Source organism: Alkaliphilus peptidifermentans DSM 18978 (assembly GCF_900101495.1).
Lineage (GTDB): Bacteria > Bacillota > Clostridia > Peptostreptococcales > Natronincolaceae > Alkaliphilus_C > Alkaliphilus_C peptidifermentans.
Map to the genome: position 1 here is coordinate 16972 of NZ_FMUS01000022.1, position 13874 is coordinate 30845.

The 13874-nt window shown below is 35.5% G+C and carries 15 protein-coding genes; 3 read left to right on the plus strand and 12 right to left on the minus strand.

Annotated features, from left to right (window positions below; genetic code table 11):
* Positions 1 to 131: 131 nt before the first annotated feature.
* The 7 genes from BLP68_RS14820 to BLP68_RS14850 form a co-directional block, all read right to left on the minus strand.
* Positions 132 to 2426 (minus strand): xanthine dehydrogenase family protein molybdopterin-binding subunit, encoded by a 2295-nt coding sequence (locus BLP68_RS14820; RefSeq protein ID WP_091545347.1) that lies wholly within the window; start codon positions 2424 to 2426, stop codon positions 132 to 134.
* Positions 2407 to 2877, minus strand: coding sequence for a (2Fe-2S)-binding protein (locus tag BLP68_RS14825; protein WP_091545349.1), 471 nt, complete (start codon positions 2875 to 2877; stop codon positions 2407 to 2409). Before BLP68_RS14825 ends, BLP68_RS14820 begins: the two co-directional genes overlap by 20 nt.
* Positions 2867 to 3667 carry an FAD binding domain-containing protein gene (locus BLP68_RS14830; RefSeq protein WP_091545350.1) on the minus strand — a complete coding sequence of 267 codons (801 nt, stop codon included), beginning with the start codon at positions 3665 to 3667 and terminating at the stop codon, positions 2867 to 2869. Before BLP68_RS14830 ends, BLP68_RS14825 begins: the two co-directional genes overlap by 11 nt.
* 5 nt (positions 3668 to 3672) lie before the next feature.
* Positions 3673 to 5025, minus strand: coding sequence for a uracil-xanthine permease family protein (locus tag BLP68_RS14835; protein ID WP_091545351.1), 1353 nt, complete (start codon positions 5023 to 5025; stop codon positions 3673 to 3675).
* Positions 5026 to 5329: 304 nt separating this feature from the next.
* A complete protein-coding gene (locus BLP68_RS14840) occupies positions 5330 to 6112 on the minus strand; it encodes a Na-translocating system protein MpsC family protein (RefSeq protein ID WP_091545352.1) in 783 nt (260 codons plus the stop codon).
* Positions 6099 to 7982 (minus strand): ABC transporter substrate-binding protein, encoded by a 1884-nt coding sequence (locus tag BLP68_RS14845; RefSeq protein ID WP_176759057.1) that lies wholly within the window; start codon positions 7980 to 7982, stop codon positions 6099 to 6101. Before BLP68_RS14845 ends, BLP68_RS14840 begins: the two co-directional genes overlap by 14 nt.
* Before the next feature lie 149 nt (positions 7983 to 8131).
* Entirely contained in the window at positions 8132 to 8557 is a 426-nt protein-coding gene (locus tag BLP68_RS14850; protein ID WP_091545355.1) for a DUF3842 family protein, read from the minus strand.
* A gap of 522 nt (positions 8558 to 9079) precedes the next feature.
* Here BLP68_RS14850 and BLP68_RS14855 point away from each other — a divergent pair.
* From BLP68_RS14855 to BLP68_RS14865, 3 genes are read left to right on the plus strand one after another with little or no spacing between them, the layout of a single operon-like run.
* A complete protein-coding gene (locus BLP68_RS14855) occupies positions 9080 to 9778 on the plus strand; it encodes a metal ABC transporter ATP-binding protein (protein WP_091545357.1) in 699 nt (232 codons plus the stop codon).
* Entirely contained in the window at positions 9775 to 10575 is an 801-nt protein-coding gene (locus BLP68_RS14860) for a metal ABC transporter permease (RefSeq protein ID WP_091545358.1), read from the plus strand. Before BLP68_RS14855 ends, BLP68_RS14860 begins: the two co-directional genes overlap by 4 nt.
* Before the next feature lie 26 nt (positions 10576 to 10601).
* Positions 10602 to 11399 carry a metal ABC transporter substrate-binding protein gene (locus BLP68_RS14865; protein WP_091545359.1) on the plus strand — a complete coding sequence of 266 codons (798 nt, stop codon included), beginning with the start codon at positions 10602 to 10604 and terminating at the stop codon, positions 11397 to 11399.
* 74 nt (positions 11400 to 11473) lie between these two features.
* On the opposite strand, the gene BLP68_RS14870 is transcribed toward BLP68_RS14865, so the two are convergent.
* From BLP68_RS14870 to BLP68_RS14890, 5 genes are all read right to left on the minus strand, one after another.
* Entirely contained in the window at positions 11474 to 11827 is a 354-nt protein-coding gene (locus tag BLP68_RS14870) for a hypothetical protein (protein WP_091545361.1), read from the minus strand.
* Positions 11828 to 12463 (minus strand): peptidoglycan recognition protein family protein, encoded by a 636-nt coding sequence (locus BLP68_RS14875; protein ID WP_091545362.1) that lies wholly within the window; start codon positions 12461 to 12463, stop codon positions 11828 to 11830.
* Between the two features lie 10 nt (positions 12464 to 12473).
* On the minus strand, positions 12474 to 12677 hold the full coding sequence (locus tag BLP68_RS14880; protein WP_091545363.1) for a BhlA/UviB family holin-like peptide: 204 nt from the start codon (positions 12675 to 12677) through the stop codon (positions 12474 to 12476).
* 67 nt (positions 12678 to 12744) lie between these two features.
* A complete protein-coding gene (locus BLP68_RS14885) occupies positions 12745 to 13365 on the minus strand; it encodes a phage tail protein (RefSeq protein WP_091545365.1) in 621 nt (206 codons plus the stop codon).
* Positions 13366 to 13380: 15 nt separating this feature from the next.
* Complete coding sequence (locus BLP68_RS14890) at positions 13381 to 13869, minus strand: phage tail protein (RefSeq protein ID WP_091545367.1); 489 nt, start codon at positions 13867 to 13869, stop codon at positions 13381 to 13383.
* Positions 13870 to 13874 lie beyond the last annotated feature (5 nt).

Below are 13874 nucleotides of genomic sequence, written 5' to 3' on the forward strand. Positions count from 1 at the left end.
TTATACAATTTTACATATTTGTCCATAGTATAGCCATTTATTTACACTAAATAAACTTTATAGCTACAATAAAAAAGCAAGTCACTTCATATATTTAAAAGAAGTGACCTTTAACCTTAATCTATCTTGCTTTATAGTTGTAGTAGAACCTTCTCTGGTGTAGCTGGAAGGTCTCTAATTCTAACTCCACAGGCATTATATATTGCCTCAGTAATTGCAGGAGCAACTGTATTAATTACCACCTCACCAATGGATTTTGCTCCATAGGGTCCTGTTTCATCATAACCATCTGCTAATTCAACATATATATTCCCTGTATCCATTCTAGTAGGCATTTTATATTCCATAAAGGTATTATTTATAAGTCTCCCCTCATTTGTATATTTTACTTCTTCATATAGGGCAAGACCTATTCCTTGAACAATTCCACCTTCTGCCTGTACCTTAGCAAGCTTAGGATTAATTGGTGTGCCACAATCTACTACTCCAATAAAATCTATTACATCTACCTTTCCAGTTTCCAGGTCCACTTCCACCTCTGCAAATCCTGCCATATATGGTGGGGCTGCCTTTTTAGGAACGAAGGAACCAGTTGCAACAAGTTGTGTAAATAACATATTGTATGTTATTTTTTTCGAAAATTCAACTAGACTAATTTTTTCGTTATTGTCCTTCCTTATGATATTACTACCATCAAAGGCAATGTTTTCATCTACTGTTTCGAAATATTTAGCTCCATAGGAAATTATTAGGTCCTTCATTTTTTCAGCAGCATCTATAACTGCATTGCCGGTTGTATAGGTGGTACTGGAGGCATAAGCTCCACTATCAAAGGGAGTGATATCTGTATCAGAGGCATAAACAATAATTTTATCAATATCTACATTTAGAGCCTCAGCAGCTATCTGGCATAATATTGTATCACTGCCTGTTCCAATGTCTGTAGCACCAAGAAGCAGAGTGAAGAAGCCATCATCATTTAGCTTTAATGTTGCAGATGCCATATCAATGTTTGGAAGCCCAGAGCCCTGTTGAGATATGGCCATCCCCATACCCCTTACCTTTGTTGAAGATATTACGCGTTTAGGGTATTTTGCATTCCATGAGATTAGTTCCTTTCCTCTATTTACGCAGTATTCCAACAGACAACTGTCCATATACATTGGGTCATTTCCAGCACCCTTTGTTACTATATTATATAGGGGTGTGGTTTCCCCCTTCTTTATCATATTTATTTCCCTCAGCTTTATTGGGTCAATATCAAGTTCCTTTGCCAATTCGTTTATTGCAGATTCTAATGCAAAGGTTCCCTGGGTGACTCCAAATCCCCTTAACGCTCCTCCTGGTACATGATTTGTATATAGTGCCTTCCCATTAAATCTACATGCATCAACTTTATTATATAGGGTCAACACCTTTTTGCCTGCTGCCCCTAAGGTTGTTTGTGCGTGCTCACCATAAGCACCTGTATCCCATAGACCCTCCATATCAATTGCTTTAATTTTCCCTTTTCTATCTGCTCCAATGGTTATATCAAATGTCATGGCATGCCTTGATGTGGTGCCTATAAATACTTCCTTTCGACTATATACTATTTTAGCTGGTTTACCAGTCTCTAGTGTTACCAGTGCTGGATAAAATTCCGACTGGGCAGTTTGCTTTGATCCAAATCCACCACCTATTCGTGGCTTTATAACTCTAATTTTACTCATAGGAATATCTAAAGCATTTGCTAAAATCCTTCTTACGTGAAAGGGTATTTGGGTTGATGTTACCACCACTAGCCTACCATAGTTATCTAAATAGGTATAGGTTCTCTGAGTCTCCATCATTCCTTGAGCCTGGGCTTGAGTACTATAGTTTCTCTTAATAACAATTTCACTGGAGGCTAATGCCTCATCTATATCTCCTAAGCTAAAATCTATTTTGGCTACTATATTTTTTTGGCGATTAAAGCCCACCTCTAATTTTGTAAATATATCTTCTTCTGGATGAACTGGATTGCTGTTTTCTGCTTCTCTAAGATCAAGCACTGGCTTCAGTACATCATATTCCACCTTTATAAGCTTCATAGCCTTTGTAGCTGTTTTTTCGTCTATTGCTGCTATAATTGCAACATCATCACCTACGTGTCTTACATATTCGTCCAATAAAAATTTATCATAGGGAGATAATTCCGGATAACACTGTCCAGCCCTTGTAAAGGGTTTTCTAATAACGTTTTTATGGGTAAAAATGCAGGCAACTCCAGGTACCTTTTCAGCAATTGTGGTGTCAATCTTTTTAATTCTAGCGAAGGCATGGGGGCTCCTTAATACCTTTACAATAAGAGCATCCTTAGGCGCAAAGTCATCAGTATAGGCAGCTTTTCCTGTTACTAGGCTCATACCATCTAGTTTAGATATGCTACTGTTTACAGTTTTCATTATATTTACCCTCCATGTATTTCTTTATTGCCCTCAGTTGTCCTGTATACCCTGTACATCTACATAGATTACCATTTAGATAGTGTAGTATTTCTTCATCTGTTGGGTTTGCTATTGATTTTTCTAAATATAAAATACTCATTATTGTTCCGCTACTACAATATCCGCATTGGTCTACACCTTCATCAACCAAGTACTTTCCTATCACTTTTGCCTCATTTTGTACACCTTCGATTGTTGTTATTTCTCTTCCTTCTACTTTTGCAGATAATAGTACACAAGATAATACTGCTTTACCATCTACATGAATTGTACATACTCCACAAGTACCAGTATCACAGCCTTGCTTCACTCCAAGATACCCATTTCTCCTTAAGGTATCTACTAAAAATTCATCGGGACTAATCTCTAAAGATACCTTTATTCCATTGATTCTTGCATTAAGCTTCAAGACAGTCCGCCTCCTTCAAAGCTCTTTTTATTAGAGTTCTGCATATTTTTTCTCTATATTGACTACTTCCTCTACTATTTGAACCAAATTTCACCTCTTCTGTTAATACATCTAAGGCTTCTTCTAAGTTATCTAGATTTATTCCATTTTCATTGATGTACTCCATTGTCTTTTTTGCTAAAATAGCTCTACCTGGCCTTGCTCCAACAGCTATACACATATTCTCCTTCTTTGATACTGCAATGTTTAATATAGCATAATCTCCCTTAGAATTCCTCATGGATTTAAAGCTTGCTCTTCTGTTGTCTTTTTTAATAGTTATATATTCTAAAATATCCTTTTCCTTTGATCCATCTGTTATAAATAGTTCTATAGGAACCAATCCACCTTTATGAAGCTTTACTTTTGCATCAAGTACCATTAATGCTGTAATAAAATCAGAAAAACCATATCTAGAATATACAGTTCCGCCAACTGTTACAATGTTTCTCATCTGAATTCCAACTATATCCTTCACCGAAATAGCTAGTAAATTATTAAAGTGATTTTTTAGTATTGTAGATGATTCTAGATCTCCAAAAGTAACCATTGCTCCTATTTCTATAGAATCATCAGATTCTGTTATATTGTTTAAGCCACATTTTGACAAATCAATTGCAGTTGAAATATTTTTGCTTCCCATTCTTATGAATGCCCCTCCACCAAAAATGGTGGAGGCTTTATTAGATGTTAAATAACCATACGCTTCTTCTACTGTTTGAGGGACAACATAATTTTTTATTGTAATCAAGTTTATCACCCTTTCAATTCCATCTCTTCCCTTTCTTTTTGTTCATCTGCTAGTGTTTTTTGAGGAAGAATTAAGTTCAATGTAAATACTACAACCGTAGCAATTACTACAGCCGAACTACCAAATACCATCATTACCCAGCTTGGAAACAGGGCTAGTGATTGAGGAACCTGAGTTATTCCCATTCCAAGTGCTACCGCTAACCCAACGATGGTTATGTTTCTGCCAGACAATTCATCTTGAATTATAAGCTTGATGCCTGTCATTGTTATCATTGCAAATACTGTAATTGTGGCTCCACCTAGTACACTTTGAGGGATCGTTGTCATGACAGCACCAAATTTCGGCACAAAACCACCAAGAAGTATAAATCCAGCTGCTAGGGCTAAAACAAATCTACTAACCACCTTAGTCATTGCTACTATACCTACATTTTGACTATAAGTAGCAGTTGGTAATCCTCCGAATAAAGAAGCAATTACACTTGAAAGTCCGTTTCCAATTATTCCTCCCGAAAGCTCTTTGTCTGTTACCTCTCTACCCATTCCACCTACTGTTGTTGCAGATAAGTCTCCCACTGCTTGAACGGAGTTTACTATATACATTATGATCATAGTTATGATTGCAGATGGATAAAACTCTATTCCAAAGTGTAATGGTTTAGGAACTGCAAACCATGCAGCCTCTCTTACGGGTGTAAAATCCACTATTCCAAAGGTAATTGAAATAACATAACCAACCACTATTCCCATTAGAATTGAAGCAAGTTTGGTATACCCTTTAGTAAATTGATTACAAAATAATACTACAGATAAGGTGATTATTGCAATTCCCCAGTTTATAAATGCTCCATAGGTAGGTGAGCCTACACCACCAGCTATATAATTTATTGCTATGGGGTAAAGAGATAATCCGATGGTAAATACTACTGTTCCAGCAACAAGTGGTGGAAAATACTTTCTTATAGGTTTAATAAATATACCAACAATAATTGCGGCAATACCTCCTATAAGTTGTGCCCCAAATATACCTGCAATTCCATATTGTGACCCGATAGCAATTAATGAAGGAACATAAGCAAAGCTAACTCCCATAATTACAGGAAGGCCTGAACCTACTTTTCCTATAGGATACAGTTGCAAGAGGGTTGCTATACCCGCTATAAACATGGCACACTGTACAAGTAAAGTTCTATCGGCTGAGTTAAGGCCAACTACTCCAGCGACAATAATTGCTGGAGTAACATTTCCAACTATCATTGCCAATACATGTTGCAACCCTAATGGTGTTGCCTTACCCAATGTTGGAACTCCATTCAAATCAAATACTGACATATTCTTTGTGGTTTTCTCTACCATTATAAATCCCTCCAGTTTGATTTTTTTCTAACCAACAGCAATGTTTTGCTAGCTTAATAGTAATAAACACTCCCCTCATATGGTTTTATAGCAATAAAAAAAGCCAACACAAAAGAAGTTTTACTTCTTCAGTGCTGACCTATTAAAGCGTAACATACTTGCTATCCCTAACAATTGTCAACTTAATATTTAGTTATAAGTGCATTTTTTCACTAAGGGAGCCTTTTTAATTTCTCCTCTAGCAAAACCAGAAAATTTCTGATTTATTTGTTAATATAATAACATGCAATAATAAAAATTGCAACTACAAGATTGTAAACGTTATCCTATCTATATTCTGTTTACAATCACATACTACATCACAAAATTTCACTTGGTTATCTAGTATCACTTGCATTCTTTTCTCTAATTCTTTACTTCCTTCTATATAGAAAAGTCTTCTATTATATTCCACCAAACTATGGTTTCTATTGTTTGATATTAAATGCAATTCAAAATTAGTAAGAGTTTTGAATGCTTTAATCTCTATTAAATCTCCTTCTATAAATACTTGAATATCCTTAGGTCCTTTTCCACTGTTGAGTTTTATGAAATGTGCAGCCTCACTTTTAATTTTATTCTCATAATTTATTTTTATATCTTTATCAAGTATAAAGCTGTCCTTTATAACTGTCTCTTTAAATTGGTTTTTGAAAATATCTATACCGATTTTTTCCATTGTTAATATTAGCTCCCTTGGATTAATTGGCTTAACTACATATTTTACAATACCAGCATCCACTGCCTCCAGGATTGTTTCTGTGTCTGATAAAGCAGAAGTGATAATTATAGATGAATTATACCCCATATCTCTTATGGCCTTTATCATTTGTAATCCATCCATCATAGGCATTTTTAAGTCGGTTATAACTATATGGGGTCTACTTCTTTTGAATGCTTCAATTCCATCTACACCGTTGCCTGCAGTATATAGCTTGCCTACTCGTCGTTTTAAAAACTTAACCATCTCATCTCTTGTAAAATCCTCATCCTCCACATATAGTACCTTTAAATTTGACAGCACACTTTTTTCTTCAGCCTTCAACATTTTCATCCACCCCTTTACACGGAACTTCAATAATCATTTTAACTCCTACTCCTGTGTTCTCCCAACTAATCTTCCCATTCAAATTATTCTCTACTATTATTTTAGTCATGTACAAGCCCAGTCCTGTTCCCTGTGACTTATCTTTAGTAGTAAAATATATATCAAAAATATTATCCTTAATATCTTCGTTAATACCACCACCATTATCTTCTATCTCAGTGACTATACTCTCTTTACTTTTATATATGTTAACAGAAATCTCTCTATTTTCTACTGTATTTTGGACTAATGCATCTATAGAATTGACTATAATATTAAATATAGCTTGGGAATACTGGTTGCTATATCCGTAAGCCTTATCTACGTCAACATCCTTAAAGGAAATCTTTATATTGTTAAGCTTTAGTTTTTCTTCAAATAACTCTAAAACCGCTACAATATTATCATAAACCAAAAATTCCTCCTTGTTTGTTTTGGGGTTAGAAAAGTATCTAAAATCATCTATTGTATCTGACATCTTATTTATTAATCTTCTTGATCTTTCTACAGCGTCTTCTAAAGATTCCTTTGTTAACTCACTATGGATATATTCATCTTCTATATTTGTAATTATAAGTCCCAAATTATTAAGGGGCTGTCTCCATTGATGGGCTATGTTTGCAATCATTTCTCCCATAGCTGCCATCCTAGCCTGATATATTATTATACCTTCCTTCTTCTTATTCTCTTCCATTTCCTTTTGGAAAAGCTTTTCCAGCTGATTCATTGTATTTTTTACTGTAAGATGTATCAATAATATTACCAATAGTAAGATTAAAGCAGAAAAGGATAATACCCTCATAATCCTTTCTTGACGCTTACTTTCTTCCATTAGAATTGCTTCATAATCAAAAATTATTTGATCCATAATAGCATTACCAGATACAAGGTCTAGTTGATACAAAGTTTCATGGGTCTTTTCCCATCTATGGGGATTTATATTGCCAATTTCCACCACCGGATGAAAAGTTAGCTCTAAAACCTTATCTGCCTGAAACTTATTATAGGCAATAAATTCATTTAAATTCTTATCTTCAGTTATGAAGTGTTGCGCTATTTTTTCAGCTATTTCATCGGGATTTTCCAGGGCATATTCCCACCCCTTCAAACTAGCCCTCTTAAAGCTTTCCACCATTTGAGGATTATCCATTGTAAGTTTTTGTCGAGTAAAAAGGCTATCTCCGTAGAAATCGATTCCATAGTCGATGGGCTTAATAGATTTTAATTTAATACCCTTTTCTTCTGAATAATATAAAATACTGCTTAAATATATTGGTACCACATCAAATCCATTGACTATTAAGTCCGCCACAGTAAAGTTTCCAGCATGTTGATATAATTCCAATTGATTTGGGTTTATTCCCTCAGCTATGAGCATAGCCTGTAGTTCAATATCCAATAAATCCTTCTCTCTTCTAGCAGTTTTTAGATTAACTAGATCTACTATAGAAGTAAAGGGAGTCTCCTCCATCATAAAAAACTCAACGGCACTTCTTTGGAATATTGATGCTATAATAGATAAATCATAGTCCTTATCATTTGCTATAAGGATATCCACTGCCCCTACCCCAAAATCAGCCCTTTCCTCTGCCACTTCATCGGTAGCATTTAAAACCTCTCCATCCTCTGTAAAAGCGGAGCGAATTTCAACCTCTAGACCTTCATCCTCATAATATCCCTGCCAAAGGGCGGCATAATAGCCTGCAAATTGAAATTGATGATCCCATCTTAGCTGTAATACTATCTTTTCTGTTGCTTCAGCTGTAAATGAACCTATATTAAGTAAAAAAATTGCAATTAGAATAATTAATAACTGTCTAACCTTATTCATATTATCGACTCCCAAAAAATAAGATAAATATAAGTGCATATGTTTAATTCTAGACCTTTATACCTATAAAGTAAATAATCAATAATTAAAACAGTGAAATGAAAAAGAGCGTCCATCTAAAATGACTGACGCTAAATCTGTAATACATTTTACTTTCTCTTCTGCTGATTATATAAATCCACTACTTTTTTAACAGCACATTCTACATGATATTGTAAAGTTTCATCCTGTATACCTGTAATAAAGACATTGCATTTGTTATATGGAATAAGTATTTTAAGGGCTTCACTTTCACCAATTGCCTTTGCCATCGATGGTGTCAACTCACCCAGCATTGAATTTGCTGTAAGAATCCCAATAGGACCCATTATTACATCTACCCTAGTAGCATTATATATTACAGCATTTTCACCTGTAGCTCCATCATGTGCACCTGCTTTTATCATATTTGTTGTAGCAATTGTATTTGTACCAAGTGCAATAATATTTATATTAGAATCCTTTAAGCTTTTAAGCTTCTCTATGATGGATTTTCCCATTCCTCCACCCTGACCGTCTATAACTGCGATACGCATATTCTTTAACCTCCACATACACTATATATTTATAAAATTTGCATAATCTATTTAATTATACCAAATTATAGTTATGATAAATAGTTAGTATTTTTTTAAGAGTTGAAGCATCTATGTAAATAAATACATATTACATTAATATGTAAATTTGGAAAACTGTATAAATAAACTCAATCAATAAAAATTTACCTAAAAAAACATATAAATGTAGTGGTAGGAACAAAAGCCATGTAAATAGCTATTTATACAATTTTTCAGCCAATTTCAGTTTATTGACAATCGATGGAGCCACTGTTATAATATTCATAAATATTGGGCAACCAACCATTTTATCAGAAGATAATATGGGTCTATAGAATATAGACATATCTAGCTAAAATGACATAAACATGTATATTGTAATGGAATCATGAAGATTCGTTGTTTCTATGAATAGAAGCGATTTCTTCGTGTTTTTTTATGGAGAAATCCAAATACAGGTTAAGCTTATTTATTAAGCATTAAAGAAGGGGAAGATCTGCTATGTTAAAGGGTAACGCTATAGAATTGACTAATATTGCTGTAGGCTATGGAGATACTCCAATATTGAGGGGTGTTGATTTTAAGGTTAAGGTTGGTGAGTTCGTTTCTATTTTAGGAGAAAATGGTGCTGGAAAAACAACCTTATTTAAAAGCATACTTCAGATATTGCCTTTAATGAGTGGGAAAATAAAAATATTTGATAGAGAAGTTTCAAATGGAAGGGACAATACTTGGCTTCGATCTCAAATTGGGTATGTCCCCCAAAGGCACAATCAAGGTAATTTCCCAATTTCAGTATTTGACGCAACACTATTAGGCCGATGGGGTTCGTCATTCTCTTATTTTAAAAGACCTTCCGCTGAGGATAAGGAAATTACTATGGAAATACTAAATACAGTGGACTTAAGCCACATGCTGCAGCATGATTGCCGCAGGCTTTCAGGTGGTCAAACCCAACGGCTTAATATTGCAAGGGCATTGGTCAGAAAACCTAAAATACTATTATTGGATGAACCCACCACCCACTTAGATGCTGAAGCTCAAAATAAGTTAGATATAACTATTGCAAGTATTCGAAAGCAATATGATCTATCTATTCTTATGATTAGCCATAATCAATCCCATGCTTTAAAGCTAAGTAATCGTGTTGTTCATCTAAGTAAGGGTAAAATCCACCCTGGTTTAGGAGTGGCCCTATGAGTATTATAGAATTTTTACAGGTGCCTATTTTCCAAAGAGCCTTATTTGCTGCTATTTTAGCAGGAGGAACAATGTCTTTATTGGGAATTGTTATCGTTGTCTTTAACATGACCACCATTCGTTTTGCATTAATGCACTTTGGATTATTGGGTGGAGCAATTGGACTGGCCCTTGGAGCAAACCCCTTAACGGCAGCTATAGCCGCCATTGCCATCGGTTCACTTTTATTTGGTCCCCTATCCGATAAACTAAAGCTAGATACAGGTTTAATTGGTGCTTTTTTTATGACCGGCAGTATCGCCCTTGCCTTTCTGCTTTTTTATAAGGCGGGAGTTCCTGCTCTGGATGTTTTCAGTCTCTTTACTGGTAGTATTTTAACCTTATCACGGAACGATTTACTGTTCATCACAGTTTTAGGCACTGTTGTGGTTTTAACCTTTGTTATTCTATACAAAGAAATACAACTTATTTTTTATGATAGCGAACAGGCAGAATGGTTGGGAGTTCCAGCAAAAAGAATACGTAATGGTCTTCTCTTCCTTACGGGCTTATCCATCGGTGTAGCCATGAAGATCGTCGGTGCCCTTCTCATCGATGCCCTTATTCTTTTATCGGCTATGGCAGCAATGAGATTGGCAAAAAACTTTAAACAGCTTATATTACTTACTTCTTTATTTGGTATGGTTACAACTACAGGCGGCTTACTGCTTTCCATGGTATTGGACCTGCCAACTGGTGCAACCATAACCTTAACAGGAGTATTGATTCTATTATTTAGTACATTTATTCAAAAATAACATTATAAAATTTTAGGAGGACTCACATGAACTTTAAAAAATCTATATTATTTATTTTAATATTATCCATGTTGTCTTTGGCCATAGTAGGCTGCAGTAAACCAAGCGAAGAAATTATTGCTCCAGAGGAGAATATTGAGGAAAAGTTGAATGAGCTTAAAATAGTTGCATCCACCAGTTGGACAGCTTTAATGGCAGAGGCAGCTGGTGGTAATAATGTTACTATTATTGCACCGGTAGAGCTAAGACATCCACCGGAGTATGATTTTAAACCAAGTGACATTCAAAAAATTCAAGAGGCCGATTGGATTATTATGGCTGGTTATGAACCCTTTATGAATAAAATATTGGAATCCAACGATATAAGTGAAGAAAAGATTATAAAAGTTACCACAACAAACACTTATGATAACCTTGTAGAGCAAACTCGACTTATTGCAGAAAAGTTAGATACTGTTGATTTACAGCAGGAATGGGAAGCAGAATTCACCAATGCTTTTGATATGATTATGGGAAAAGCCGCAGATAATAAGGTGGAGAACACACGAGTTTTAGTTCATACCCATATGGCTGCCTTTACAAGAGCTTTAGGATATGATGTTATAGAAGTCTTCGGTGCAGAGGAGTTGAGTCCCGCTAAAATGGGAGAGCTTGCAAACTTAAAGCCAGACTTAATAATAGATAATTATCATAATCCACAAGGGATGACTATTGCAGAGTTAAGTGGAGCTAAAAGAGTTGAGTTAAGAAATTTCCCCGGCCCAGAGCATGGAAGTCTTATTGAGCTTTTCTTGGATAATGCCAGTAAATTAGATATTAATTAGTACCAACCAGGACCTTTCTATTTATAGAGAGGTCTTTTTGTTCAAAAAAATAGAAAAAAACCCCCGAAGGGGTTTTAATTATTCTGGTAGTGATGCTCATATCCATATAAATTTTTGCCGTCTGATAAATACCTTTTTAAGTATTCAACAGCCCCCTCAATCATTTCATCCATCTGCTTTTTTGTATATAGCAGCTTTAAAATCCATGGCAGCACCTCATATAATCTCTCAACAACTGCATTATACTTTAACTCTCCAGTTCCGCTGCCATACTTTTTTTCTGCTTCTGTTACCAATGCCAGTACAATTCTATTTACCAGCTGCTTATTCCCTCTTTTATATAGGATTAATCCAACTAGAGCAACTAAAATTGTACCAATTACCTCAACTATGTTAAGCATTAAAAAGTTTATTATAAAATTATACATTTATTTCTCTCCCTTCAAATCCCTATGAATATTGGCCATAACGATCATAGCTGCCCACACCGGCATAGGCTCATCAATTTTTTTAAGCCAGCCTGCAGAATCAGTTATAAGTCTATTATCTCCAAGATAATTAATCCCTTCCTTTTTCCACTCTGGTACACCATCACCATTCAAAATAATTAGCTCCTTTTCAACATCTGACAGAAATTCATCCCATTTAGGTAAAATTAATCTAGGGCAGTATTTCCCACTCCAGCTTTGATGGGTGCGAAGCCTTGATATTCCCCAGCCTCTTTCATGCAGTATTTTAGCAGCTAAAGCTACCCCATTCCTCCATACCCTCTGCTGGTTTCCACTTTCACACAGCTCTATCCCTATACTGGTGGTATTACCTTCTGTATTTCCAGCGTGGTAGGCTACTTCATCCAGGGGAATACATTCAATAGCTTCATCTTCATCAACCACAATGTGGAAGGATGCAGCTCTATTGTTATAGGGATTAGTTAGCCAGCCCCGTTCGTTTCTGGCTGTGGATGTGGGGTTTCCTGTGTTATGGATGGTAACTGTGGTGATATTTGCTTTTGTTCCCGGTCTTTTCTCCTTTGATTTAGGAATATGGTCTACTATATAATTCAAAAGTAATCACCTACCTAAATAATTTTTGTTTTATTTCCTTAACATCATCTTTAACATCTTCAATGATATTAAATTTACTGGATAATTCCTGAATAATATCTTGATACTTTCCTTCTCTTTTGCTATTTTCCTTAAGTACGTAAAAAAGAAGGTATCCAAATAATACTGCGAATATTCCTTGTCCAAGTAAGTATTTCATAATTTCACTTTCCATTTTGACACCTGCTTTCTTCAATGTGTGGGGAAGAGGTGGTTTTTGATAATTACTAATTTCATCATAACTACATAACTACAAGAATTTCCTCAATTTTAACTAACCCCTCTTGGTTTATTTTATATATATTTTGTTTGAAGGTAGCATTTGTTTCGCTTCCAAACAAGTTCACATTTTTTATATATTTTGGCTTGTCAGTTGCAATAATAAAGTTTAATCCTAAATAGGGCTGCATATTTTCGTGGGGCTGCCCACCACCAGCCGGCTGCACAGCTTGTGGTGCCATCATCACATTAGGTGAAGTAGTATAAGCAAATGGAAGCCTTCTTCTTATATTTGCAAAAACTGCATTTTCTGGGTTAGTAACTGCTCCTGTATTGGTGGTACATTGGGGCACATGATTATGGTTGGGTAATTGACTCTTTGTTAATGGTACTGTAGAATAACCACCTGTTGAACCTATATCTCTTTTGGTTAACCCCTGTCCCTCTCCACAACCCATAGGCACCCTGCCCTTAAGATTTGGCAAAGCAAAGTTTTTTTTACCATCACCACCATATTTATTTCCAATTACAGAGAATAAAGCAGTATTATGAGAAATGGAGAGGAGTTGTCCATCGCAGAAAACCCAACCCCGTGGTGGATAATTACCTGCAAACATACGTATTTCGCCTATAATTCCTTCCATAATATGGCCTCCTTTTTAATTTCCTGATGCACAAATACCCTCTAAAGCGATACAGAAATTCAAAACAGTATAGGGCTGCATATTATTATGGGGCAGTCCTTCCCCACTGAAGGAAAGACCTGTATCGTTCATATTAACTATTGGACTAGGGTTTTTTTTATAGGGCATTCTTACATCATTTGCCAACACATTGGCTACAGCTTCTCTTTTATCAGAAATATCAGTGCTTGCAGAGAAGGTATGGGTATGATTGGGCATTTGGATTATGGTAAGCCATTGCTCCTCTTCTCCTCCAGCTTGACCTGCTTCTGAATGAATAGGTACTCGGCCCCTTAAGTCTGGTAAAGCAAAGGTTGTTGTGCCATTTCCACCGTAGGTTGTACCTAATAAAGAATATAATGCTTGGTTTTGACTTATTTGTAGTATTTGACCATTGCAAAGTGTCCAGCCTCTTGGTGCAAAGGAAAATGGAAACAATCTAATTTCACCTAAAAAGAACTTCATTGTTT